This window comes from Mesorhizobium sp. Root552 (assembly GCF_001427285.1).
Classification (GTDB): domain Bacteria; phylum Pseudomonadota; class Alphaproteobacteria; order Rhizobiales; family Rhizobiaceae; genus Mesorhizobium.
Genome location: NZ_LMFV01000045.1, coordinates 325659 through 346791, shown reverse-complemented (window position 1 = coordinate 346791; position 21133 = coordinate 325659). Strand labels below are relative to the sequence as shown.

The following is a 21133-nucleotide window of genomic DNA, read 5'->3' as shown; positions in this document are numbered from 1 at the left end:
CGCATGTCAGATGGTGAATGCGCCGGTGAGGCGGACCTTGCCCGTAGCGGAAGGGTTGTTCGCGACTTCCACCGCCACGCCGATCAGCTTGTTGGAACCTGCCGTGGTTGTGGCACCAGAGCCAACCGCCCAATAAACGCGCTGGCCGACCGTCCATGCCTGCGCGGAAACTTTCGCAAGCTCCCACACGCCTTCCGTCGCAATCGCGCCACTCTCACCAACCGGAATATCGACAAGCGCGACACCGAACAGCGAGCCGATGAGAACGCCGTCGCCAGACGAGATTGCAACCGCGTCCGTCACGTCTGCATTTTCCACGACGATATGATCGCCGGGCTGAACATAGTTCTTAGCCATGACTGGCTCCTTTCAGATTTGAAATTGAGGGAGGAAGGGCGGGCGATTTACCCGCCCCGAAGTTCATCAGGAGCCGGTCGAGTACCAGAAGCCTTGCCAACCGAGCGCCTTCACGCCGGCATCAATGCGGACCTTGAACTCGACGCCATCGACGTTCCAGCCGTCCTTCTGCTCAAGGACCGGCGAAGAATTGCCGTTCAAGTACGCCACTTCGATAGTGTCGAACTGGTTCGGATTCGCAGCGAGATACCATTCCGCCGACGAGTCGGTTGATAGGCGGGCTTCGGAGATGACCTCGACCATGCCGCGAACAACGTTGGGGTTACGCTGCGTACCGGCAGGGTCGAACTCGGCAGCCATGAGGGCTGTGGCCTTGCCCTGCAATTCAACAGGAACCAGCAGGAAGGCTGGACGGATATTCAGGCCGCTCTTGGCAATGCTGTCCGGGTCCTTCTGCAGCGCCATCTTGGCACGGGCAGTGTCAAGATTGGTCATCGTAAGAGCACCGGTGCCCTTGTTCGCGTGGTCATTGTGGAACAGCGTCTTGCCGTCCGACATGACCGCGCCGTCGGCGACGATCTGGGCATAGACCAAATTGCCGATGGTGCGGCGAGCCGCGCGGCCCATGCGAGCCGGAACGCGGGTGAACACCGACAGATCATCGTTGATGATGGCCTGACGGGTGATCGAGAACATCTTGCCGTAGGTGGCAAGCTGGATCGTCTCGCCGCGATCACCGATGGTGCCATAGCTGTATTCAGCACCTTCCGGCACTTCCGCCAGCGACGGGAACAGGTTCAGGTCAACGCGCTTGGTCGCCTTGAAGTCCGACAGGTTGCCCTTGGCCGTCCACTTTTCAAAGGTTTCCTCGCTTTCGAGGTAGCCTTTCAGCATCGACTTGTTGGCGACGTTGGCGAGGACTTCGACAAAATCGCTGGTCGAATGCTGCATGGTGAAGGCTGCGCCAACCATTGCCATCGGATCGTTGAAGACCATCTTCACGTCGGCGCGGGCAAGACTTTCGCGGGCGATTTCACGAAGCGTCATCGAGGAAAACTCGTTGACCTCGCCGCCTTCAAGACCGGCCTTGGTCATGAGCGACTTGGTGACGCCTTCCTTGAAGCGATCACGCGCATCCGCCGTTACCGTGGCGACCGGGCGAATGGTTGTGTCAGTTTCACGAGCAGCAAGGGCATCGATAATGGCGTCCTTGGCCTTCGTCAGATCACCGCCAGCGGCCTTCATCACAACAGCGGTTTCCGCCATCGTGAGCTTGGCACCTTCGCAACGGGCGAAGATTTCATCGGCGTGGCTGACCGCGACGATGGTTTCGGCATTGGTGTCCGTGGCCGTCACGGTTTCAGTCTTAGCCATGTGAGGCTCCTTTCGTGAAGTGGCGAGGGCCACGGGAGGAACAGGGCGAGCGCGGCGCGCTTCCTGCGGGATCGACTCCGGTAGTGCGGAGTAGATTTCGTAATCGAACGCCGCGACCGCTTCGGCAGCCGTGTCGTCCTTGTCGGTCGCAAAACCGAACTCGACCGCCTCGTCGGCATCGAGCCATGTTTCCGTTTTCATGAGTTCGCGCATCGCTTCGGCTGTCTCGCCGGTGCGCGCGGCGTAGACCGAGGCAATCACGTCGGCCATCTTGTCGAGGACGCCTGCGGTGCTGCGATGAGCTTCAGCATTGCCAATCGTGATCCCGGAAGGGTCATGGATCATCATGAGCGCGCCGGTGCGCATCACGATCTTGTCGCCCGCCATCGCAATGACGGAGGCCGATGAAGCTGCAATCGCATCAACCGAGATCGTCACTTCGCCGGCATGGGCTTTCAGAGCGTTGTAGATCGACACGCCATCCCTGACGTACCCGCCACCGGAATTGAGCCGAACCGTGATTTTGTCGGAACCATGCTCGGCCAGAGCGTCGATCACGTCCTTGCCGGTAAAGCCGGAGCCATCGCCCCACATGTCGCCAACGTCCCCGTAAAGCACGAGTTCGCCGCCGACCAAAAGTCGGTGCGCCATAGCGTTTCCTTTCGTAGAGTTATTGTGCGGGCTGGCCCTGAGTGGCCGGGTTGCCGACGCTCGTTACTTTGCGGGGGTCGCTGTCGAAGATCAGCGAAAGGGCATCCGCGCGCTGATTGTCTGCGGCGATTTCCGTATCCAGGTCCACAGGATCAAAACCAAGCTTCCGCTGTTCGTTGGAGCGCGACGAAAGACCGGTCCTGATCGCGTCTCGGGACGCTTTCACTTCCTCTGACGGATTGATCATCTCGCGGCGTGGTGCTGTCCATTGAACCGTTGCATCCCCCACTGTGCCGGCAGCCGAAGCGATGTTTAGAAACGCTTGCCCGATTGGGTTGAGCATCTGCGGGATCAGCATGAAGTTGCGCCAAGCGTCGATGTTGCGCTGCATTTCAAGCCAGCCCATGCGACCGGACGAGAAATTCACGTTGGACAGGTCGCCGGTCAAAGCTTCATAGGAAATGCCAAGCGCTGCCGCGATCTCCCTATCGTGCGCCTTGATGTAGTCTCCGTAGTCTCCGACCTGCGGAGGACTGCCGAATGTCACGTCCTCGCCGTCGTTTAGGCGCTCAATCATCCCCGGCTCGAGGCTTTCGACGGGATAGGGGTTGGCCTTCGTCGAGTCGATGCCGTCATTGCCTTCGGTAGAGCGAACGAAGACCGCATAACAGGCGGCGACCTTCTGGCGAATCAGGTGCGCGTCCGAAAAATCGGCCTTGTCCCGCATACGAAGGATGACGGGAGCAAACCACGTCACGCCGCGCGCTTGCCCCGGCCTGTCGGTGTAGAAGATGTGGCTGACGCGCTCGGCTGAGACTGGATCAGATACCGGCAGCGAAAACGTTGCCATTGAGCCGGGATGCTCCCGGAACAGGTGATAGGCGACGATCTTCCCATACCCGTTGAACTCGATGCCCTGCACCGCGAAATTGCCATTCGGCTGCGGCCCGGAGACCGACGAATCCAGATAGTCCGGCTCCATGACCTGAAGCTGGAAAGCAAGTGGAAGGCCATCTTCCTTGCGGCGCGGTCGATACCGGACAAGCACCTCTCCGGATTCGACAATCGTTCCCATAGCAAGGTTTTGCAGCCCATAGAGGTCATGTCGGCCATAAGCATCGCAGGCCGTCGTGTCGAAGTGATCCTTCAGAAGCCCTTCGAGGCGATCTTTCACCCGCTCATCGCCTGCGCTGATCGTCGGGATAATACCCGACCCGACAACGTTGTGAGCGATGACCTTCTTTGCCCTTGCCGCTAACGGGACATTGCGCACCATATCGCGCGCCACGTCTCGTAACCGGGAAGAAGCACCGAGCAGTTCCGCATTTGCATCCGTCGAGACGACGCGCCATCCCTGCGAACGCCTGCTTCGAGTAGCGGCGTCATAGGCCATGCGCGCTTCGTTCAGCGCATTTTTGCGCATCTGGCGTTGCGGCGTGAGATACCCACCGATACGGGACAACATGCCCATGATCAGCACCCGTTTCCGAATGTCGCTACCGTTCGGCGTGGGCGCGATACGCTACCGGGCTCCAGCGCATCGATCTGCGCCTGCACATGTGCGCGGGCTTTCAGCAGATCGGACATGCTATGGAATGTGGTGCTTGTCTCGCCATGCCGCACGGTCAGAACACCGGATGCAATCGCTGCGTCGAGTGATTCAAGCCGTGCATACAAGGTTGCGAGTGAAGCCATGACTACCTCAACCATCCTGAGCGCCGTTCCACCCATCCGCCGTTACGGCGATTGACAGGTGGATTGGATACGCCCGCTGGTGAGGCGGGCGCGGCTTCGATTTGTTCTGTGTTCAAAGGCTTCGGCGGCGGCCTATCCTTGGCCTGAGCCGCCAGCAAATGGCCCCATCGGACATTCAGGCTTTGCAGCGCCGCATAAGCATAGACGCGGCAGTCCAGCGCCTCGTTGCGCATTCCACCCGGCAGGACATAAACGCGCTGGGGGAATCCTTTGACGTACTTGGTCTGCACCACCTCGGCCGTAAGCTGCTCGAAATAGTGCGGTTCTCTCCCGCTTGGGAAATGGCAATAGCCGGGACCGGCATCCCTGATCTTCAATCGGGCGTAAACAGCATCCTTTGCAGCATCAACGCCAATCAGGAACAGGTTCACCCGGCCCTTGTTGTTCTTGGAAGCGTATCTCGGCCACACCGGCCTACCCGGCCCGCCCATGCCCTTGATCGCATAAACGCGGCGGCGAACCCTATCCTTGGCAAAGCGATAGACAGCCTGCGTATGGTGACCGCCTGAATCCACACATGCTGCATGAACCGGCAATTCCGTCCCGTCCGCCCTCTTTGTCCGCTCAAGCAGATATTCGTCCAGTTCGCGCCAGATGTCCGGCGAGGATGGATCGCCATAAATGATCTTGTGATCCAGCGACCACGATTCTTCGTCCGATCCCCAGCCTGCCTTTTCTATCTCAAGCCGGTCGTCTTGCACGTCGACGCCGCAGGTTATGACCAAAACTTCGTTCGGGCATTCCTGCCACGTCTCGACCCGATCCATGAGCGAATGGCCGTCCACTCGCTCGGCATCTTCCTCCCAGGTTTCGCCAAGTGAGGTATTCACCCACGTCTTGAGCGTTTCAGGCGATCGCTTGGCCGCCAAGAATGCAACAGCCATGTCGGCGACCGACGACCAAGGCGAATAGATTTCATTGAGGTGGAATCCCACAACATCGCTTGCGCGAGTCGCCCTCCATTTCCCCCACCGAACCGCCGCGCGCCTCTCCGCGTCGGTCCATCCGGCCCCGCAATCCTCGCAGTGATACTGCGCATCTGCCGGATTTCCTTCCGGCCAGCGGACTTGCGCCCAGACAAGATGCTGTTCATGTTGGCAGTGCGGACAGGCCACGAAATATCGCCGCTGGTCCGATTCCTCGAATGCCGCCTCGATGCGCGACACGCCCTTTACCGTTGGCGTGGAACACATGACGACACGGCGATTCCAGAAAGTCGTTGTGCGCTTGATCGCCAGCGACAGAGGATCGCCTTCCGTTCCGGCGCTTGCCGGATATCTGTCCACCTCGTCTGCCAATACGATTCGAATAGGCCGGGAAGCCAGACCAGCCGCACTATTGGCGCCGACGACCGTTACATGACCTCCATTAAACCGCTTGTGGAGCAGCGTGTTTCCGCTGTCACGCGACCGAGGATCGGCCACTCTGCCTGATAGTGCGGGCGTATCCCGCAGCATCGGGGCAAGCCTGTCTTTGCTCCATGTTTCCGCCATGTCGAGAGTCGGCTGCATGACCAGGATGGGCGATGGGTCCTGCGAGATATGAAACCCGACGATGTTGTTGAGCAGTTCAGTTTTTCCGATCTGAGCACTGGTCATCAAAACGACGCGATCAACGCCCGGATCGGACACCGCATCCATGATCCCGCGCTGATATTCCGCACGCCGCGTCATCCATTGGCCCGGCTCTGCGCTCGATTCCGACGACAGCCGCCTATATCTGTCCGCCCACTCCGATATCTTCAGCTTCGGCGGTGGAGCCGCCGTCGTCATCCCCGCCTTCGTCGCCCGCATTAGTTGCGGGATCACTCTCAACGGAGGTTGAGGCAAGCTCGGCAAGGGCCTCATGGATAAACGTCTCGATAATCTCGTGACATGCTTCCGTGGTCGTCTCCACAGCCACCAGCGGCGCAGCCTTGGGCGCGACCGCGAGCGAACGCTGCCGGAAGCGCGAAACCATATCTGTCCATGTCTTTTCGATTTCCTCGACTGGCGCTTGATCGCCAGCCATGCGGGCCGCCTCATATTCGGCTATGTCGGCCCGCGCCTTGATCAACCGCGCCTTGTGATTGCCTTCGCCGTCCGAAGCATCCGCACCGACAGAACGGTCGCGTAGGTATCTGATATAACCCTGCACCACTGGCGCGAGCTCGTAGCGCCCGCGTTCAGCTTTAGGCAGCACGCCTTCCTTGGTCAACTGCTGCACCCGTCGCTCTGTGAGCATCAGGAGCTTGGCGATGGTGGCGACCGGATATGTGGCCGCGCTCATGCTGCAGCCTTGATGCGATCAGCGGCAATCGCGCTGAAGGTGCGCCCGTCGCCCTCCAGAATGGCTTCCTTGCCGGTGAAGTCCTGCCAGCGCTTTACGATCACGTCGCTGAAGCGAGGGTCCAACTCGACAAGTCGCGCCTGCCGGCCCGTCATCTCGCACGCAATGAGGGTGGAGCCGGACCCGCCAAAGAGATCGAGCACCACATCGCCCTCTCGGGTCGAGTTCTTCAGCATGCGAGTGATGAGCTCTGTCGGCTTCATCGTTGGGTGATCGGCTGACCGCTTCGGCTTCTCGACCCGGATCACCGTCGATTCCACGGCCTCAGCTTTCAGATCGTGGCCACTAATCACGATGCTATCGGCCCCGATGGAGACGGACACCGTCCCATCAGCATTGAGCGTGAACGGAGGCCCGTTAAACTGTTGCACGGTTGTTCTGGAACGGCCGCCATACCAGCGATGTGCAGCACCAGGCTTCCATCCGTAGAGGATTGGCTCATGCTGCCACTGGTAGTCAGAACGCCCGAGAACCAGCGCGTTCTTAGCCCAGATGAGACACCCTGAGAGCTTGAAGCCAGACGCCTTGAATGCGGCCCTGAAATTTAACCCCTCGGTGTCGGCGTGGGCCACATAGGCAGCAGCGCCCGGCTTGAGCACCGCATACGCTGACACAAACGCATCTGTGAGAAACGACAGGAAGGCGCCATCACCCATGTTGTCGTTCTGAATCTTGCCGGCGAGCTTCGACTCATAGTTAACGTTGTACGGCGGATCGGTCCAGCAAGCGTCCGCCTTAGCGGTCCCCATGGCCCGCTCGACATCAGCTAAGATTGTAGAGTCTCCGCAAGCAACTCGATGCACGCCGAGTAACCACACGTCACCTTGTGCGGAGACGGCATGCTCTGGCACCTCAGGAGCATCATCTGGGTCCGTAAGGCCGGGTCGATCCTCAAGCGTGATCTGCGCGAGTTCGTCTTCTGAGAAACCAGTCAGATGCAGGTCGAAACCGATGCTGGCCAGATCGCCAAGCTCCAGCTTGAGCAGTTCCTCGTTCCAGCCGGCATTCAGCGCCAGCTTGTTATCCGCCAGGACATATGCCCGCTTCTGAGCTTCGGACCAGCCCGAAGCCACCATGACGGGCACTTCGGTAATCGCCAGCTTCTTTGCCGCGAGAACTCGACCATGCCCGGCAATGATGCCGCCGGCCTCGTCCACCAGGATCGGAACCGTCCAGCCCCACTCACGAATTGAGGCGGCAATCTGCGCAACCTGTTGCTCGCTATGCGTTCGCGCGTTTCGGGCATACGGGATCAGGCTCTCCACCGACCGGCGTTCAACCTTGTCGGCAGGCCACTCAACTTCGGCCATGAGACCTCATTTCAGAATTGGGTGTAGCGAAACGAAACGTGTTTCAAAGTCTGTCGCTAGGAAAGCTCTGCGCTGCCGCCGACCCGTATTACATTTTGAGGCCGGAAGGACCCGCGACGGGGCACCCATCAACCCTCGCTGTCATTGGCGGAATGTCGTCTAGGTGCGCCGTGATGATGATGCGGCATTGATCGTCCGGGTCTTTCTGAACATTCGCGACGACCGCATCGCCGGCTTGATAGTCACTACACCCGGCAAGTAGAATGGCGGCAACCATTGCTGCTACCGTTGATGCCTTGGTCATACCCGCCACGCCCTCACCACATCGGCTAGCTGCGCCTCACGCTTGGCCTGCCATCGTGCCGTCTTGTACCAGCCGCGCCATTCCTGTTTGTCGCGTTGCTGGTCATACTGGCGGCGCTGTTGCTTCCTGTCACCTTGGCCCGGGGGGCGGTGGACTGGCGGTCTGCTGGGCATGGCTTCACTTGGTGGTGCCGGCTACCATTCGCCGTTTATTCGGGGCCTCCACCTCTTAGGTGGAGAAATGAGGGTCCGATGAAAAATTTACTGATCGCTATCGCAACAGGTTGTTCCTGCGCAAACCCGTTCTGAGTTCATCGTCTATGAATGGCGTGCTCAAGCGAGATCTTACGATGGTTGAAATCAGGCCTCGATATATCTGCCTTCCGGAGGGCGACGGATGTGGCACGGTCTGGGACGTCGCCCTTTATATGCCCGCGTCGTTAGGTGGTCTCGCCTTGGTGTGCCGGCCACTGTATCGCGCAGAAGCAGCGTGCTCAGTCCTGAACCAGATCCATGCTAGCAATTTCGAGAGAAGGCCCCCGTTTCTCAGAAGCTATTCGAGAAATCCCAAGGGTGGTCTGGTGCAACTGGTCGCCCGTTAATATCGTCACCAATGATGTAGCCTCTCGCCTCTTCCCGCTGGATGAGGCGGTCGTGATGGTCCTTGCAGGCGCTCGCATAGAGGCTGACGTGCTAGCTGTTGCTGCCTCAACCCGTCCTTGCCCCGCCAGATTGACAGCGCGTACCATGTTCGATACGGGCTGGCCTCTGCCGACCTGATGTGTGGACGAGCTATCTACTTCTCCTTGCACTTGATGGTGATGGCCTGATCTGCATACTCCGGCCGCTAGTCTGTTGGCCTTCCGCGCTCAGCCATTGCTCAGCCTGCCCCAGCTTTCGAATTTCGTATGCATGAAATCCACCCAACGTGTGATATTTTGTGCTTACGATATTCAGGAGACAGCTATGGCAATCAAAATTGCACCGGAGCCTAAACCGAAACCCAAGGCCAAAGTGACTGTTGCCGAGTTCATGGAAGAACTTTCAACGCGTAAGCCAAGAACCGGCCAGAACAAGCGTGGCCGTCCATCCTCAGGCAAAGTCCGCATCACCATACTCTTGAAGCCCAAGACAATCGCAAAGTTCAAGGCAGCCGGCAAAGGATGGCAAAGCCGAATGTCAGATGTCCTCGATAAGGCGGCCTGTTAGCCTGTATGGGATGCGAGGCGGCTAACTCCGAGAGAACCTGAACAAACAAATGCCCGTCGGCTAAATAAGTTCATTTGCACTTGTTGATCCGCAGCTTCACCCTGACCTTGAGCGCTGCCTCAAGATTACCGCTGTCTTCGAGCTTCTTTGCATACTGCTTTAGTGCAGTGCAGGCTTTAGCCATCTCCTTAGCCTTCGCTGCTGCGGTCTCGTCTGCTTTTTTAGACGCCTTGGCCTTCGGCGGAGCCTGCCGGGCCGCCTTCTGTCGCCGCTGACATTCGTCCGCTCTTGCCGAGGCTGCTTTTGCCAGCTTGTCAGCCTTACCCTGACGCACCGAATCTCCCATGAGCCGGAAGGCCTCAGCCGCCTGTGAAAAGCGCCCGGCCGCCGTCATCTGATCCGCGTAGGTGCAATACTGGGCGGCTGCAGCTCCTGCAGTCAGAAACGACTGCGCATCACGTTCGCGCGCTTGCCGCTTCTTCTTGGCATCGAGCTTTGAGTAATCAGGCTCCGGGTCTTTGCCAGGGTTAGCAGACTGGCTGGTCCGAACCCCGGTCCGCAAGCTGGCGTCCCAGTTGCAAATTGTACCGTTCACACTCTGCGAATAGGTGCCGCTCATGTCATCGCCAACGACTGTCCCCGTGAAATTGGCGACGTTGCCGAACGCGTTGGTGGTGGAGAACTGAACGGACTTTCCGCTGACGCGACCTGAAATCACCTTACCGTTTGTGACACCGCCAGAAATGCTGCCATCACGGGCTACAGTGATACTCAGGCTTCCACTGCCATACGAACACCGGATCGAGCCCTTCCATATTCCTGAAATGTCCGTCGCTTCTGCGCGTGATCCCGTCACCAATCCGCAACACGCTACAAGGACCGCCAAAACCAATCGCATGATATGCCCTCCACCCTTCGGCCAATTTGGCAAATTGAGCGAGTTTGGCAAGCGGAAGTGGTTGAAGTCCCCAACGACACGGAAAATTCGAGAACGCAGCGCGTGAAGCCGATATCCTCGTAGAACACCACGCCCTGAGAAGTAGCAGGCGGTAGAGGCCGGCAAGAAAAACCCGCCACAAGGCGGGTTAGGTCGCAACTTTGCGAGAATGACAAATCACTAGGGGGTTTCGTGTTGAAAGTCAATTCGTTTCGGAAGTGGAACGAATCTTACCGCGCGCTATCCCGAGGTATTTGAAATGGATCGCGCACTGTCTCAAGTCTGAAGCCAGCACGGTCGCAATCTCACGATCCGTCATCATTTCCAGCCGAGCGATTTCCGCTGCCGTCTTGCCCTGCACGCAGTACATCATGAGACGGTCGAATGAGAACTGGCCCAGCTTCTCGACCGAGCCTCGCAGGGCGTCGATGGCGGCAACCCTGCCGTCGCCAATCCCGGTCGGATATCCCGACGCTGTACCGCGCAGGAAGTCCGCCGAACTCGCTACCGCGATGCCCGCCCGTTCCCACAACACAGCGAAGTGATTGCCGGCGTGGAAGAAGACGCTTTGCTTGTTGCGGCCATAGCGCCATTCGAAGGTGCCAGGCCGGCACCGAATGGTCTGCTGCGCCGTGCGGTCGCTCGATATCTTGACCTTGACCTTGGACACGACGGAACCGCCCTTGCCGCCGTCATCACGTACCAGCCGATCAATGTTCTGCTTGGCCTTCTTGTCCGCCTTGCGCCGCGCAGCCTTTGACGCCTCACGTTGTGCAGGTGTGAGCGCCGGCTTGACCACGCCCGACATGCGGCCCGAGACACGTTCCTTGTTGAGGTCGCGCCGCTTGCCGCCGTCGATCCTGGTCCCTGCCGGCCTAACTTCCGGCTCCGGGGTTACTTTCGCCATTTCCGTACCTGCTGCCTGATGTAGTTCCGACGTTCGGGGGAGAGGCGCGCGTAAGCCGGCCTCCAGTTCATGGGCGATGGCCACGGGTAAACCATCCCCGGTGGATCAATCCGGTACCAATTGCCATCTGCGTCGAGGAAGTATCGATAGGTGTTGGCATCAAAGTTGCCGACCAGATCGGCAAACAGAAGCTCGCAAACCGTGCCGTCCGGTTTCGCCTCGCACATCGGACGCCAAGGGTTTTCCGCGTCGTAGGCTTCGCGTGCTTTGCGCTCGGCAATCGTCATGCCGCCGCACCTCCTCGAAACAATTTGCTGTTGCGGAAATTTTGAGCAAAATGCTCGACGCTATGAAAACCACGCGCTTTCACAAACCGATCCGCATCCAACTTGGGCGAATTGACCGCGACCGGATCGTTGTCAGCCCGAGAGACGCGGCGGATATTTTGCTGCACGATTGGCCCGTAGCGGAGAACAAGAGGCGCGTTCGCGCGATGGAAGCGTGCCTTGCGGTCATCAAAGGCGGAAAGCCACCCAGCACCGCACGAACTGCCTTTATCGCCGCAGCAAAGGATGTTGGCATCTACCTCGGGGATTATGATCCTGCCTGAGTTCATGCCTGTGCCGCCGTGATGATGACGGGCAGCACGACATGCTTGACGCGCTGTTCCTTGGTCAGTTCGTTCGCAATCTCCTGCGCGTGAAATTCGCCGGGCGTCACGTCGATGAGATTGCCGGATGCCGTGCAGACGCCGAACCAAGTTGCGGGCTTCGTGGTCATGCCGTTCCCTTTCTCTGGTCGAGAGCCGACCGACCGGCAGGCGGATCGCCCATGACGGAAGCCGTGACATTCTGCTCAACCCGACGAGCTGCAACGACTGCGGCGCGTTGAGCGATTTCCGGTCTGAGCATGTCGTTCAGGCCGTTGGCTTGCGTCCGTGGTGCGTCCCTGATGCGTTCGGAAGGCTGATTTTCTGTTTCCTCAGAAGAGCTTGGCTGCGTCTTTCCTGCGTCCGTCTTCGTCGCGCGGGTCTTGCGGCACTTGCGGAACCAGACCGAGGCCAGCGCCCGCCATTTCGGAATCTTATGCGTCCGACCGAACAGCTTGGCTTCGTCTTCGGCTTCCACGATCATTTCGTTGATCGCTGTTGTCAGGTTCGGCCCTGCGATCTGGTCGCAGAACTCCTTGTCGTGCAGTAGGAGATCGACCGCCTGGATATGAATGGAGGCTATGGGCGCAAGATCAGTCGCCGCCAGCACGTCAAGCACGATCCGCGCCCGCATGGAACCGCGCCGGCTGATCAGAGCGGCCAGTGCGGCAACGGCAATGGTTTCCTTGGGCTTGTAGCGACCGCTGCCGGGAGTGCCCCGCAGGATCGTGACGCCTGCCCGTTCGCACACTTGCTCGATTGTGACGGCTTCAGGGTCACCGGCAACAACTGCCGCTTGGTGAAGCTGCAACTTCGTGACGCCGAGCCGATCGGTGTTGAGGCCGATGAAGGCTTCCGCCTGTGCCTCGACGCCAACAGCCTCAACGATCTGCACCGGAATGCAATCGATATCGGGATGGCTGGCGCAGGCGATTGCGGTGTGCTGACCATCGAGAACGAACAGCACAGTCTCACCGGCAAAATTTTCCGCATAGCAGCAAGTCGGAAGCTTGAACTTCGACCAATCGAAATTCTCGATGATGCGCCGAATCTGTCTCAGGCCGCGCTCACCGATGGACCGCTGATATGCGGGATCTACATAAAGGCTGCGCGGGCTCACGTATTCCATGATCGGTTGCCCGGTTGGCGGCGTCCGAGGCTTCAGACCGGCAATGGAAACCGGCTCTATCCGGCGAAGAGGATTGTTAGGCATGGGCCACCATCCTTTCGCGAGCGAGTTCATCGACGCGCTGCGCCAGTTGCGTTCCCTTGCCGTCGCTGGCGATGCGAACGAAAGTCGCCATCATCCGAGGATCGGACGGCCATTTATCCATCTGAGCGAGACAGAGCTTTTGAGCCCGCCGCGCCTTCAGGTAGCGGTCAGCCGTGAAATCATCGACGCAGGCCTGAAGAGCGTCGATCATGTGTTTGTAGCTCTCGGGGAGCGGAGCCTTGTCGCCCTTCGGCAACTCGACCTGTTCGGCCAGGAAGGCGCAATCGTCCAACAGCGACCAGATCGGCGCGGAATTGAACTGCCACTCACCAATCGGCAGCGACGACGCTTTGGCGGCAGTGTGCCACAGGGCGTTTGAATACCGCCGATCCGCCAGCCTGATGCTTTCGGCCGGAACAGGGTGTTCGGTGAAGAAATATGTTCCTTCCTCGCTGGTGGCCGACACGTCGAACTTGCCGGCCTTTTCCGATGGCAGGATGGAGACTATCGCATCGCGCCGGCCTTCGACCGTGATGAACACCACTTCGTCGGGATCAGGCAGTTTCACCCGCCCAAGCCAGTCGAGCGCCGCTTTGAAGCCGCCGATATCGGACACCATGTCCGAGGTCAGCCCGCTTCGGGCAAGTTGCATCAGTCGACGAGCTTGGCGCTCATGCACGTGCGCGCGAGAGAGAAAGGAACCCCATTCCCCATGCTTGCACTGTTCTTTGGCGTCTATGAGCAGGGAACCGGCAGACAAGGCGCTGTCGATGGCACTCAGGTGCGCCGCCGCTGATCGTTCGTTTTCAAGCTTCACCCGTTCGGCAAGGTCAGCCAGGTTGTTTGATAGTTCGCTCATGCGCATGAGCCTCCATTGGTAGGAATGAAATCGTCGTCGAGGTCGGGTGACCATCGAGAGCCAAGTGCGAGACATTCGTTGAAGATCAGCCGGCGAAAGACCCCCATCAGCCGCCCCGCTTCCGATGCCGGGATGCCCGCCGCAGAGAGCCGGTCGTGATAGGACACCAGGGCGCGGGTCAGCACCCAATCGGCCTCTTTGTTGGTCCGCGACTTTGAAAGCTGGTGAGCGACCCGGTAGGCGTGGCCGCGTCGTTTTTCCGCTGGGAACGCGATGATGGTGCACGGCTGCTTTTGCATCGAGAGGTCAAGCTGCATCGCAGTCGCCCTCCGTCTTGACCGTCAGCGCAGCGGTAGCGTCCTGAAGAAGGGATTTGAAAGCTGCGCGCTTGTCCGCCTTCGCTCGCGCTCTCGGCGCTTGCCTGCCCGTTTGGGCGGCAGGCTGCGCCGGCCCGCTCACTGGCGTTGAGGTATGGTAGGATAAGGATGTCCCGATTTTGGGGACGAACGGTTCATCGAAACAGTCGTATTCGTCCCCATTTTCGGAACAGGCTGTGCCGTTTTTGGGTACGTGCTTTTCCTGTTCGTCCCCTTTTTGGGGACAGGAACGTCCCAATTTTGGGGACAGGGTTTTATTTTTCCCCAATGGATTGTTGGCGTGAGATACATGCACCGGAAAGTCGCTACCGGGCTTCCAGTCGCGATAGAGCTTGCGCCCGTCGCCTTCCGCCCCCGGCATCTTCAATTCGGTGATTTCGTAAGCGGGCGACCTCGCTGCCCCTGCAATGCCGAGATAGGCAAACTCGGTCTGGACGATGAAGCCTTTACCCTGCAATTCAAGGAATGCTCTTGCTGCTGTCTTGATGTTCACGCCCATCCGCGCGGCGGCTTGACGGACGCTCAGCCTGATCTTGCCGTTGTTGTTGTATTCGAGCCCGCGCCATTCCAACTTGATCCACGGATATAGCGCCTGCGCCGTTGTCGACAGCGCGCGCCATGCTGGCGTCTCCATCGTCGTGCGGATTAGCTTCGTCCAGTGTTCGCTTCCAGCGGAGCGCCCTTGTCTGTTGCGACCCTTTGCCATCAGCGCCCCCCAAGTTCACGCTTGATGGCGTCGATCAGGGCGTTGGCAGCTTCAGGCGTCGACAGGACAATCACCTTGTCCTCTTCCTCGTCCCAGGCGCGCTCCTCACGGATGACAATGCCGTTCTTTCCGTTGCGGTAGACGGCCACCGCCCGCTGTTCTTGAATGATGACCTCCTGTCCGCGTATCCAATCCATTTCCCACTCGGGCTCAGGATCGGCGGAATCTTCGATAGGGATGACTATTTTCCCGGCGTCGGGAAAAAGCTCGCCGTTCTCAGCCATCAATGCGCCCTCGCTTTGATGAGGTTCGCTTCACGGATCGCCGCGCAGGCGTCCGAGGCACTGAGGTTGAACTTGTCGCGAAGCTGGGGAACGACGGCTTTGCCCTGCTGAGCGCCGCCGGTGGCAAGCCACGTTGCCGCCTGCTTGATGGTCGACGGATCGAGAGGGGCGCTCATTTCGACAGCCCCTTGGTCTGGACCTGCATCAGCGCATCTGTCACGGCTTCCGCATACGCTTCCAGCTTGTCGACCTTGATGGCAAAGCCACCCTTGCCGGGTCGCATGGTGCCGTCACTGGCCTCGAAGAAGATGCGCGTATTGAACAGCCAATATCCGTTGAAGAGGTCGAGCGAGACGCGCAGTTCCTCGTTCTTGTTCTTCGGGATGGTAGTGACCGGGATGGATTGAGACACACTCATGCCGCTGCACTCCTTTCCGCCGTGGACTTCACAGGTTTGGAAAGGCGCGCTTCCGCCCAGGCATCGAGGTCATCGACGTGGTAGAGCGGAATGCGACCGCTGTACTGCATGACCGGCCCGCCGCCGACCGTGGCGAGCTTGCAGAGCGTGGCAACGGCAATGTCGATGCCGTGCCGGTCGGCCAGATAGGCCGGAACGTCCTTGCGACGAAGGCGAGGACGGTGAGCGGGAATAAAATTGCTTTCGTTCATAGTCCTGACCTCATGCTGAACCAGACCCACAAAGCGCAGATCGACAGGCTCACGATGGAGCCGAGAAGCATTTGCTCGATGGGACGCATCGGGAGACGGGCCGGTGCATCTTTCTTGATTTCAGGCGCGACCAGATCGGCAACGAGGCCGGCACCGCGCATGATAAGGATGGCGATGGAATAGCGGAGCGGCTTCATTCGCCACCGCCTTCCTGATCCCTCTGGCCTTCAAGCGCATCTTGGATAGGAACCAGCAAGCCCGCCGCCAGCTTCAAGGCGAACTGGATATCTTCGGCCACCTGCGGGATGGTTCCGCTCGCTTCGTTCTGAAGGTCGTTCCATGCTGCCCGTTCGCACAGGCTGACGATTGCCCGCGCCTGAATGCAGACCGCGACGAGTTCAGCCGATGAAATTTCCGCTTGTTCGATCCAGTTCATGACCGCACCTCGCCAAGCAGAGAGCGAAGAAACCGGTCGAGAGCCCAACCATCATCATCATTGACGCAGTTTCGCAGCGTTTCGTGTGGCTGCGGGTTGTCGAGGAAGAACCGGGCCTTTAGGCGCGCACCCTCTATCGTCTGGCAGGGATAGTTGATGATGGCGTCTTCTACCTTGCAGTAGGCGTCCCACTCGGCGGGGTTGTCGTCGTCATCGGGAGTGGCAAGAAATGCAGCCCGAGCAGCAGCGAAGGCGTCGATTAGTTCGTGAAGGGAAGCGCTCATTGTGCTGCCCCTTCCTGTTCGATGGTCTCTTTAGTCAAGGACGCAACCGCTTCGTGGACACGCTCCATCAGTTCAAGACAGAGTTCGGCGGCTTCCTCGATTGGCTCGATTGCGTCTTCATAGGGAACGCGATTTGACCGGACGCCGCCAACGGCAGCTTGGAACAGACGAAGAAGCGCTTGAGCTTGACGGCTGCACGTCCGAATATCATCGGCATCCATTTCAGCGTAGGAGGCAAGGAGGCTCATGATTTTGCCCCTTCCCTTGGCTGTACCGTCTCAAGCGCCGAAAGCAGATCGGCCGCTAGGTCTTCAGCCAACTCCATTGTGTTGCAAAGCGCGCTTTCTACGCTATCCCGGTAGGGTCCGGCCCCGACGTTATCGAGCGCCCGGAGCGTTCTTTCACACACCTTGAGCAGTGCGCAGAGTTGATGCCCCTTGTTGATGATGATTGGCTCGCCAAGATAGTCCTTGCTGGCAAAGGGGCTCATATTGCGCCGCCTTTCGGGGCGAACAAACTGACGCGGCCCTCATCGCGTTCGAAGTCGATAAAGACGCCCCTTGGATCGATCATCAGGGTCCTGCATTCGAAATCAGGGTCCCAAAAGCGGCCAACAACAGTCACCATTGCCGACCTCGCTCCGTCTTCTTTGGCAAGCCGCTCCAGTTCACGCATGTACCAAATGGCCTGATCGCGCGACGTCATCTCGGCATCGAGGTTCTTGTAGACGACAGGGTGACTGGCGCTTGGCGCTCGAATGCGCAATTCCCATTCGCCGCCCAGATGCTCGTTGTGAACGACCATCAGCTTCGACGCCTCGTCATGCAGGGCATGCAGGCGGGCAAGCGGGTGGATTTCCGGCTCGGCTGCCACCACCGGAGCGGCGACCGCAACAGCGGCACCAGCCATTGTGGTGTTGAGTAAGAAGCGCCGGCGGTTGATTTCAGGCGCAAGAGTGCTATGTTTAGTCATCATCTTTCCTTTCCCTTAGCCGGGTTGGTGGGTGACATGGCTCGGAGAGGTTGCCGCCTCTGCCGGGCCTTTTGCTTCTTCATTCCCTAGTGCCATGGTGAGCAACTTCCGCATTGCGCGGGAGCGAGACGACACGCGGTTGGCGAACCGCCAGTCGTCGATTTGCTCGATTAGTCTTGGCGCGACCATGATCTGGACTTTTTCGGTCAGCCCTTCTTTCACGAGTAAAAACCTCCGTCACTTCCGTTAGTAACGGGGAAACCATACTCCGAGTTTTGGTGTGGTCAAGATAGAAAGTGACGGAACTTCCGTCTATTGACGTACAAACGGGGATAAGCCCTGTTTGGGTAAACGAAAGGGACCGGCATGGCAGTCGATAAAAAGACGCTCAAGTTTCAGATGATGATGTCGCCAAGCGAGGCGGAGGAACTTGACGATTGGATGTTCAAGAATCGGATGCGGTCTCGAGCGGAGGCGATCCGCAGGCTTTGCCAATTGGGCTTAATTTTTAATCGCCGGCTTCCCGAAATGAACGTGGAGATACGATCTCGCACTCGTGAAATGATTCAGCTACAAAATAAGTTCGGAGAAATACGTAGGGACCCAGAGAAGTTTAACGAACTATTCTCTCTTCTCATGAAGCATTATCAAGATTCCCTACAGTTCCAATTGTTTGTTTCGAGTTACCTGTCGTCACTGGTTATTGAGACTTCTGTTCTATCTAGCAATAAAGATGTCGACGAGATGATTGCGCTTTCGAAAGAAATTCGAACGCATCTGGATAACGTCAAGGACGACAAAGAAAAATGGATGGATGCAATCGAGAGATTTCTTAGGATTATGGCCGAGAGTGCAGGCCGGCGCATTGCCGTGAAGGAAGAGGACAGCAGCGACTAATCGCGCGCACAAAAAAAGCCGCCCGGAGGCGGCATGTCGGCAGGCATCTGAAAAGATGCATTGTGCCCCAATGTCAAAAATATACCAGATGTTGACCATAGGCTTGACATAAAACAAAAAGTGAGTCCGTCCGCACATAAAGCCCTTTACAAATGATTCCACAGACCCCTATATCGGTGTTAATAACACCCGCCCCGCCTCTCCTTGGAAGCGCCTCTGGGCGGGTTTTTCGTATTTAAGGCTTTGATGATAAAGAAGAAGTTTGCCAAGCCCGCGCTCTCAATTGACGATCAACTCCAAAAAATGATCGCGAGGGGCCTGATCGTTGAAGATATCGCAACGGCGAAGCATCGCATTGAAAATATAGGATATTACAGGCTCGTCGGGTACTCTTTGCCGTTCCAAAATGGGGGCACCGGCTTAGACAGGCACCACTTCATTGAGGGTGTTCGTTTTGAAACTATTCTCGATCGGTACATTTTTGATCGCAAGCTTCGGCTACTTATCCTGGACGCGATCGAGCGCGTTGAAGTGTCCGTCAGAGCATCGCTGTCCAACGCGATCGCACTGAAACACAGTCCACATTGGTACCGAGAATCTAGCCTGTTTGAGCCGCTCTTCGACCACGCCGGCCTCATTCACGAAATCAGACGCCAGATCGGGCATGATGCTTCCACAGCAGAGAGAATGAGCCGCCAAGATATCTTTATTCGGCACTACTATGATAATTACTACGACCCTGAAATGCCGCCTTCATGGATGATTTTTGAATCAATTTCATTTGGAACGATATCTAGACTCTTCGAGGGGTTGTACAAATCCGAAACTACTGAGATTTGCTTGCCGTACCGGGTTACGCACGAAATCCTCAGTTCTTGGCTGCATTCGATTTCGTACATTCGGAATTTGTGCGCGCACCACTCGCGAGTGTGGAACAAGACGCTCACAATCAAACCCGTCATAGCCAACAAGCACAAGACAAGCTTCAATGGAAACAGCAAGATATATGCTGCGTTGGTCGTTCTTCAAATTATGTTGGGAAAGATTGCGCCCGATAATTCTTGGGCGGAACGTCTGGGAAAGCTCCTAGACGAACACCCTGAGATACCGCTCGGAAACATGGGGTTTCCTCTAAATTGGCGTTCTCTTCCTGCTTGGGGGGACTCTCTTTAGAATTGAGATGGTGAAAGACGATCTATTCCCCCATCATTCCAGCGATCTTGGCTGACACTGCATCAGCCGCCGACACAAGCGCGCTATCTGCGACGTGCGCATATCGAGCCGTGACACCCGGCACCGAGTGCCCGAGTAGTCCCGCAATCGTCAATTCTGAATAACCCATCCCAGCGGCGACCGACGCGAACGTGTGGCGCAGGACATGGATGGTAACACCTTCCAGCTTCGCCGCCTTGCAAAGCCGCTGTAGGACCTTGGGCAGGCCGACGAAATGACCCTCGCCATGTTCTGAAGGAAACGCCCAACCGTGTTTCGGCTTGACGTCATCCAGCACCACAAAGGCGCTCTTTCCAATCGGGCGGATTTGCGCACCCGTCTTCGTATCATCAAACCGGATGCAGCCGTTGTCGCGGTCGATCCATTTGACCGGCAGGGACAGGACTTCCATGCGCCGGCAGCCTGAAAGCAGCAGGAACCGGATAGCCGCTTTCGCGGCAGGACTTTCCGTATTCGAATCCCGAATGGCCTTGCTGAGCTTCTTGATTTCCTCGTCGTTGAGGTAGCGCTTTTGCTTTTTCGTCTTTGGCTTGCGCACCCCGAAGGCGACATTCTCGGTTATGGCTCCATTCACCCTTGCGTGTTCAAGGATTGAGCCCAGCATTACGGTCGCGCGGTGCGCCGCCGACGAGCCACCAGTGGTTCGACCGCCCCGGCCCTTCCGGTTTTTCGCCGTCTTACCGGACATGATGTCCGTTTGCATTCTCGTCACGTCCGCCCGCGTGATGCTGGCGACTGATCGATTGCCGAGCAGCGGAAGAATATGCACGTTGATGTTGCTTTCGTTCGAAAGGTAGCTGTTCGGCTTCAGGCGCGTCTTGGCTTCGGCCATGTAGTCAACACACACCTCTGACAACGTAGCGTTCTTTCGAAGCTGCTTGCGCTCCGAGGAAGGATCACCGCCCTTGCTGGCGCTGGTCAGATGCTCTCGCGCGAGTTGCCGCGCCTCTTCTGTCGTCATAGTGCCGATCCGGCCAATCGTCATCTTGCGTTGGCGGTTTTCGGCGGTGCGGTATTTGACGATGTAGGAACCGACGCCGCTTGGCATCATGCGAACGCCGAAGCCCTTCAGTTCGCTATCCCACAAGAAGCGCTCAGCCGTCCCGTCCGGCTGGAAAGCATCCACAATGCGCTTGGTAATCTTCGGCACAATCGACCCCATCATCAAGTTCCGCGGAACCACGGCGGAACCAACTGAAAGCAAATCGCAGCCTATGTCGTCAAGTGGTGGTAAACATGAGAAAGGGACAACCCATTGAAATAGCGCAGATAATCCGATACAAGAAAAGACGAGAAAAGTTCTGGAAACGCCGAATGATAAAATTCGTAATGATGGGGTCGCGTGTTCGAGTCACGCAAGCGGCACCATTTCCATCTTTGACATCGGAAGGGAAGTCTGGGGGAATATGTCAGACCACTTCCA

Annotated in this window: 31 protein-coding genes; 4 read left to right on the top strand and 27 right to left on the bottom strand. The window is 58.0% G+C overall.

What is annotated here, in order from left to right; all coding sequences use genetic code 11:
* Nucleotides 1-6: 6 nt before the first annotated feature.
* From ASD50_RS16730 to ASD50_RS16700, 7 genes are all read right to left on the bottom strand, one after another.
* On the bottom strand, nucleotides 7-357 hold the full coding sequence (locus ASD50_RS16730; RefSeq protein ID WP_056243439.1) for a DUF2190 family protein: 351 nt from the start codon (nucleotides 355-357) through the stop codon (nucleotides 7-9).
* 66 nt (nucleotides 358-423) lie between these two features.
* Nucleotides 424-2382 carry a ClpP-like prohead protease/major capsid protein fusion protein gene (locus ASD50_RS16725; RefSeq protein WP_082549707.1) on the bottom strand — a complete coding sequence of 653 codons (1959 nt, stop codon included), beginning with the start codon at nucleotides 2380-2382 and terminating at the stop codon, nucleotides 424-426.
* A 19-nt stretch (nucleotides 2383-2401) separates the two neighbouring features.
* Entirely contained in the window at nucleotides 2402-3853 is a 1452-nt protein-coding gene (locus ASD50_RS16720; protein WP_200952427.1) for a phage portal protein, read from the bottom strand.
* Nucleotides 3854-3855: 2 nt separating this feature from the next.
* Entirely contained in the window at nucleotides 3856-4077 is a 222-nt protein-coding gene (locus ASD50_RS16715; RefSeq protein ID WP_056243434.1) for a phage head-tail joining protein, read from the bottom strand.
* A gap of 2 nt (nucleotides 4078-4079) precedes the next feature.
* Nucleotides 4080-5909, bottom strand: a complete 1830-nt coding sequence (locus ASD50_RS16710) for a phage terminase large subunit family protein (protein ID WP_162252032.1) — start codon at nucleotides 5907-5909, stop codon at nucleotides 4080-4082.
* Nucleotides 5851-6405, bottom strand: a complete 555-nt coding sequence (locus tag ASD50_RS23425; RefSeq protein ID WP_056243431.1) for a hypothetical protein — start codon at nucleotides 6403-6405, stop codon at nucleotides 5851-5853. The genes ASD50_RS16710 and ASD50_RS23425 overlap by 59 nt, the downstream gene beginning before the upstream one ends.
* Entirely contained in the window at nucleotides 6402-7775 is a 1374-nt protein-coding gene (locus tag ASD50_RS16700) for a site-specific DNA-methyltransferase (protein ID WP_056243429.1), read from the bottom strand. Before ASD50_RS16700 ends, ASD50_RS23425 begins: the two co-directional genes overlap by 4 nt.
* 1269 nt (nucleotides 7776-9044) lie before the next feature.
* On the opposite strand from ASD50_RS16700, the gene ASD50_RS16690 reads away from it, so the two are divergent.
* Nucleotides 9045-9287 carry a BrnA antitoxin family protein gene (locus ASD50_RS16690; protein WP_056243425.1) on the top strand — a complete coding sequence of 81 codons (243 nt, stop codon included), beginning with the start codon at nucleotides 9045-9047 and terminating at the stop codon, nucleotides 9285-9287.
* Nucleotides 9288-9357: 70 nt separating this feature from the next.
* On the opposite strand, the gene ASD50_RS16685 is transcribed toward ASD50_RS16690, so the two are convergent.
* The 3 genes from ASD50_RS16685 to ASD50_RS16675 form a co-directional block, all read right to left on the bottom strand.
* Entirely contained in the window at nucleotides 9358-10185 is an 828-nt protein-coding gene (locus ASD50_RS16685; protein ID WP_156465140.1) for a hypothetical protein, read from the bottom strand.
* 241 nt (nucleotides 10186-10426) lie between these two features.
* The gene (locus tag ASD50_RS16680) at nucleotides 10427-11131 is read right to left on the bottom strand and encodes a hypothetical protein (protein ID WP_056243420.1); all 705 of its coding nucleotides are present in this window, start codon (nucleotides 11129-11131) and stop codon (nucleotides 10427-10429) included.
* The gene (locus ASD50_RS16675; protein ID WP_056243417.1) at nucleotides 11119-11418 is read right to left on the bottom strand and encodes a hypothetical protein; all 300 of its coding nucleotides are present in this window, start codon (nucleotides 11416-11418) and stop codon (nucleotides 11119-11121) included. Before ASD50_RS16675 ends, ASD50_RS16680 begins: the two co-directional genes overlap by 13 nt.
* A gap of 50 nt (nucleotides 11419-11468) precedes the next feature.
* Between ASD50_RS16675 and ASD50_RS16670 the strand changes: the two genes are divergently transcribed.
* Nucleotides 11469-11741 (top strand): DUF982 domain-containing protein, encoded by a 273-nt coding sequence (locus ASD50_RS16670; protein ID WP_320410625.1) that lies wholly within the window; start codon nucleotides 11469-11471, stop codon nucleotides 11739-11741.
* A 2-nt stretch (nucleotides 11742-11743) separates the two neighbouring features.
* On the opposite strand, the gene ASD50_RS23230 is transcribed toward ASD50_RS16670, so the two are convergent.
* The 16 genes from ASD50_RS23230 to ASD50_RS16600 all read right to left on the bottom strand — a co-directional run bounded on the left by ASD50_RS23230 (nucleotide 11744) and on the right by ASD50_RS16600 (nucleotide 17802).
* On the bottom strand, nucleotides 11744-11911 hold the full coding sequence (locus ASD50_RS23230; protein WP_156465139.1) for a hypothetical protein: 168 nt from the start codon (nucleotides 11909-11911) through the stop codon (nucleotides 11744-11746).
* Complete coding sequence (locus ASD50_RS16665; RefSeq protein ID WP_210168936.1) at nucleotides 11908-12909, bottom strand: DUF6551 family protein; 1002 nt, start codon at nucleotides 12907-12909, stop codon at nucleotides 11908-11910. Before ASD50_RS16665 ends, ASD50_RS23230 begins: the two co-directional genes overlap by 4 nt.
* Nucleotides 12910-12985: 76 nt before the next feature.
* Entirely contained in the window at nucleotides 12986-13852 is an 867-nt protein-coding gene (locus ASD50_RS16660) for a hypothetical protein (protein ID WP_156465138.1), read from the bottom strand.
* Nucleotides 13849-14169: a DUF6074 family protein gene (locus ASD50_RS16655; RefSeq protein ID WP_056243409.1), complete on the bottom strand. Its 321-nt coding sequence runs from the start codon at nucleotides 14167-14169 to the stop codon at nucleotides 13849-13851. Before ASD50_RS16655 ends, ASD50_RS16660 begins: the two co-directional genes overlap by 4 nt.
* Nucleotides 14159-14935: a hypothetical protein gene (locus tag ASD50_RS23225; RefSeq protein ID WP_156465137.1), complete on the bottom strand. Its 777-nt coding sequence runs from the start codon at nucleotides 14933-14935 to the stop codon at nucleotides 14159-14161. The genes ASD50_RS16655 and ASD50_RS23225 overlap by 11 nt, the downstream gene beginning before the upstream one ends.
* Entirely contained in the window at nucleotides 14935-15219 is a 285-nt protein-coding gene (locus ASD50_RS16645; protein WP_056243406.1) for a hypothetical protein, read from the bottom strand. The genes ASD50_RS23225 and ASD50_RS16645 overlap by 1 nt, the downstream gene beginning before the upstream one ends.
* The gene (locus ASD50_RS23535) at nucleotides 15219-15395 is read right to left on the bottom strand and encodes a hypothetical protein (RefSeq protein WP_164480448.1); all 177 of its coding nucleotides are present in this window, start codon (nucleotides 15393-15395) and stop codon (nucleotides 15219-15221) included. The genes ASD50_RS16645 and ASD50_RS23535 overlap by 1 nt, the downstream gene beginning before the upstream one ends.
* Entirely contained in the window at nucleotides 15392-15637 is a 246-nt protein-coding gene (locus tag ASD50_RS16640) for a transcriptional coactivator p15/PC4 family protein (protein ID WP_082549704.1), read from the bottom strand. The genes ASD50_RS23535 and ASD50_RS16640 overlap by 4 nt, the downstream gene beginning before the upstream one ends.
* Nucleotides 15634-15888 carry a hypothetical protein gene (locus ASD50_RS16635; protein ID WP_056243401.1) on the bottom strand — a complete coding sequence of 85 codons (255 nt, stop codon included), beginning with the start codon at nucleotides 15886-15888 and terminating at the stop codon, nucleotides 15634-15636. Before ASD50_RS16635 ends, ASD50_RS16640 begins: the two co-directional genes overlap by 4 nt.
* Nucleotides 15885-16085 (bottom strand): hypothetical protein, encoded by a 201-nt coding sequence (locus ASD50_RS16630; RefSeq protein WP_056243400.1) that lies wholly within the window; start codon nucleotides 16083-16085, stop codon nucleotides 15885-15887. The genes ASD50_RS16635 and ASD50_RS16630 overlap by 4 nt, the downstream gene beginning before the upstream one ends.
* Nucleotides 16082-16324, bottom strand: coding sequence for a hypothetical protein (locus ASD50_RS16625; RefSeq protein ID WP_056243397.1), 243 nt, complete (start codon nucleotides 16322-16324; stop codon nucleotides 16082-16084). The genes ASD50_RS16630 and ASD50_RS16625 overlap by 4 nt, the downstream gene beginning before the upstream one ends.
* Nucleotides 16321-16608, bottom strand: a complete 288-nt coding sequence (locus tag ASD50_RS16620) for a hypothetical protein (protein ID WP_056243396.1) — start codon at nucleotides 16606-16608, stop codon at nucleotides 16321-16323. Before ASD50_RS16620 ends, ASD50_RS16625 begins: the two co-directional genes overlap by 4 nt.
* Nucleotides 16605-16856: a hypothetical protein gene (locus tag ASD50_RS16615; RefSeq protein WP_056243394.1), complete on the bottom strand. Its 252-nt coding sequence runs from the start codon at nucleotides 16854-16856 to the stop codon at nucleotides 16605-16607. The genes ASD50_RS16620 and ASD50_RS16615 overlap by 4 nt, the downstream gene beginning before the upstream one ends.
* A complete protein-coding gene (locus ASD50_RS16610) occupies nucleotides 16853-17098 on the bottom strand; it encodes a hypothetical protein (RefSeq protein ID WP_056243392.1) in 246 nt (81 codons plus the stop codon). The genes ASD50_RS16615 and ASD50_RS16610 overlap by 4 nt, the downstream gene beginning before the upstream one ends.
* The gene (locus ASD50_RS16605) at nucleotides 17095-17580 is read right to left on the bottom strand and encodes a hypothetical protein (RefSeq protein ID WP_156465136.1); all 486 of its coding nucleotides are present in this window, start codon (nucleotides 17578-17580) and stop codon (nucleotides 17095-17097) included. The genes ASD50_RS16610 and ASD50_RS16605 overlap by 4 nt, the downstream gene beginning before the upstream one ends.
* Before the next feature lie 15 nt (nucleotides 17581-17595).
* Nucleotides 17596-17802: a hypothetical protein gene (locus ASD50_RS16600; protein ID WP_056243387.1), complete on the bottom strand. Its 207-nt coding sequence runs from the start codon at nucleotides 17800-17802 to the stop codon at nucleotides 17596-17598.
* A gap of 144 nt (nucleotides 17803-17946) precedes the next feature.
* On the opposite strand from ASD50_RS16600, the gene ASD50_RS16595 reads away from it, so the two are divergent.
* Nucleotides 17947-18477 (top strand): hypothetical protein, encoded by a 531-nt coding sequence (locus tag ASD50_RS16595; RefSeq protein WP_056243386.1) that lies wholly within the window; start codon nucleotides 17947-17949, stop codon nucleotides 18475-18477.
* A 246-nt stretch (nucleotides 18478-18723) separates the two neighbouring features.
* Complete coding sequence (locus ASD50_RS16590; protein WP_056243383.1) at nucleotides 18724-19650, top strand: Abi family protein; 927 nt, start codon at nucleotides 18724-18726, stop codon at nucleotides 19648-19650.
* 22 nt (nucleotides 19651-19672) lie between these two features.
* Here the strand turns inward: ASD50_RS16590 and ASD50_RS16585 are convergent, their stop codons facing one another.
* A complete protein-coding gene (locus ASD50_RS16585; protein WP_162252031.1) occupies nucleotides 19673-20872 on the bottom strand; it encodes a tyrosine-type recombinase/integrase in 1200 nt (399 codons plus the stop codon).
* Nucleotides 20873-21133 lie beyond the last annotated feature (261 nt).

Bases quoted from the DNA above. Each gene is read 5' to 3' on its own strand.
- ASD50_RS16690 (WP_056243425.1), top strand. From the start codon at position 9,045: ATGGCAATCAAAATTGCACCGGAGCCTAAACCGAAACCCAAGGCCAAA.
- ASD50_RS16730 (WP_056243439.1), bottom strand. From the start codon at position 357: ATGGCTAAGAACTATGTTCAGCCCGGCGATCATATCGTCGTGGAAAAT.
- ASD50_RS16610 (WP_056243392.1), bottom strand. From the start codon at position 17,098: ATGAGCCCCTTTGCCAGCAAGGACTATCTTGGCGAGCCAATCATCATC.
- ASD50_RS16590 (WP_056243383.1), top strand. From the start codon at position 18,724: ATGATAAAGAAGAAGTTTGCCAAGCCCGCGCTCTCAATTGACGATCAA.
- ASD50_RS23535 (WP_164480448.1), bottom strand. From the start codon at position 15,395: ATGAGCGCCCCTCTCGATCCGTCGACCATCAAGCAGGCGGCAACGTGG.
- ASD50_RS16725 (WP_082549707.1), bottom strand. From the start codon at position 2,382: ATGGCGCACCGACTTTTGGTCGGCGGCGAACTCGTGCTTTACGGGGAC.
- ASD50_RS23225 (WP_156465137.1), bottom strand. From the start codon at position 14,935: ATGGCAAAGGGTCGCAACAGACAAGGGCGCTCCGCTGGAAGCGAACAC.
- ASD50_RS16635 (WP_056243401.1), bottom strand. From the start codon at position 15,888: ATGAACGAAAGCAATTTTATTCCCGCTCACCGTCCTCGCCTTCGTCGC.
- ASD50_RS16675 (WP_056243417.1), bottom strand. From the start codon at position 11,418: ATGACGATTGCCGAGCGCAAAGCACGCGAAGCCTACGACGCGGAAAAC.
- ASD50_RS23425 (WP_056243431.1), bottom strand. From the start codon at position 6,405: ATGAGCGCGGCCACATATCCGGTCGCCACCATCGCCAAGCTCCTGATG.
- ASD50_RS16595 (WP_056243386.1), top strand. From the start codon at position 17,947: ATGGCAGTCGATAAAAAGACGCTCAAGTTTCAGATGATGATGTCGCCA.
- ASD50_RS16640 (WP_082549704.1), bottom strand. From the start codon at position 15,637: ATGAGTGTGTCTCAATCCATCCCGGTCACTACCATCCCGAAGAACAAG.
- ASD50_RS16660 (WP_156465138.1), bottom strand. From the start codon at position 13,852: ATGAGCGAACTATCAAACAACCTGGCTGACCTTGCCGAACGGGTGAAG.
- ASD50_RS16680 (WP_056243420.1), bottom strand. From the start codon at position 11,131: ATGGCGAAAGTAACCCCGGAGCCGGAAGTTAGGCCGGCAGGGACCAGG.
- ASD50_RS16585 (WP_162252031.1), bottom strand. From the start codon at position 20,872: ATGGGGTCGATTGTGCCGAAGATTACCAAGCGCATTGTGGATGCTTTC.
- ASD50_RS16700 (WP_056243429.1), bottom strand. From the start codon at position 7,775: ATGGCCGAAGTTGAGTGGCCTGCCGACAAGGTTGAACGCCGGTCGGTG.
- ASD50_RS23230 (WP_156465139.1), bottom strand. From the start codon at position 11,911: ATGACCACGAAGCCCGCAACTTGGTTCGGCGTCTGCACGGCATCCGGC.
- ASD50_RS16655 (WP_056243409.1), bottom strand. From the start codon at position 14,169: ATGCAGCTTGACCTCTCGATGCAAAAGCAGCCGTGCACCATCATCGCG.
- ASD50_RS16645 (WP_056243406.1), bottom strand. From the start codon at position 15,219: ATGGCTGAGAACGGCGAGCTTTTTCCCGACGCCGGGAAAATAGTCATC.
- ASD50_RS16620 (WP_056243396.1), bottom strand. From the start codon at position 16,608: ATGAGCGCTTCCCTTCACGAACTAATCGACGCCTTCGCTGCTGCTCGG.
- ASD50_RS16685 (WP_156465140.1), bottom strand. From the start codon at position 10,185: ATGCGATTGGTTTTGGCGGTCCTTGTAGCGTGTTGCGGATTGGTGACG.
- ASD50_RS16625 (WP_056243397.1), bottom strand. From the start codon at position 16,324: ATGAACTGGATCGAACAAGCGGAAATTTCATCGGCTGAACTCGTCGCG.
- ASD50_RS16615 (WP_056243394.1), bottom strand. From the start codon at position 16,856: ATGAGCCTCCTTGCCTCCTACGCTGAAATGGATGCCGATGATATTCGG.
- ASD50_RS16710 (WP_162252032.1), bottom strand. From the start codon at position 5,909: ATGACGACGGCGGCTCCACCGCCGAAGCTGAAGATATCGGAGTGGGCG.
- ASD50_RS16630 (WP_056243400.1), bottom strand. From the start codon at position 16,085: ATGAAGCCGCTCCGCTATTCCATCGCCATCCTTATCATGCGCGGTGCC.
- ASD50_RS16670 (WP_320410625.1), top strand. From the start codon at position 11,469: ATGCTCGACGCTATGAAAACCACGCGCTTTCACAAACCGATCCGCATC.
- ASD50_RS16605 (WP_156465136.1), bottom strand. From the start codon at position 17,580: ATGACTAAACATAGCACTCTTGCGCCTGAAATCAACCGCCGGCGCTTC.
- ASD50_RS16720 (WP_200952427.1), bottom strand. From the start codon at position 3,853: ATGGGCATGTTGTCCCGTATCGGTGGGTATCTCACGCCGCAACGCCAG.
- ASD50_RS16665 (WP_210168936.1), bottom strand. From the start codon at position 12,909: ATGGAATACGTGAGCCCGCGCAGCCTTTATGTAGATCCCGCATATCAG.
- ASD50_RS16715 (WP_056243434.1), bottom strand. From the start codon at position 4,077: ATGGCTTCACTCGCAACCTTGTATGCACGGCTTGAATCACTCGACGCA.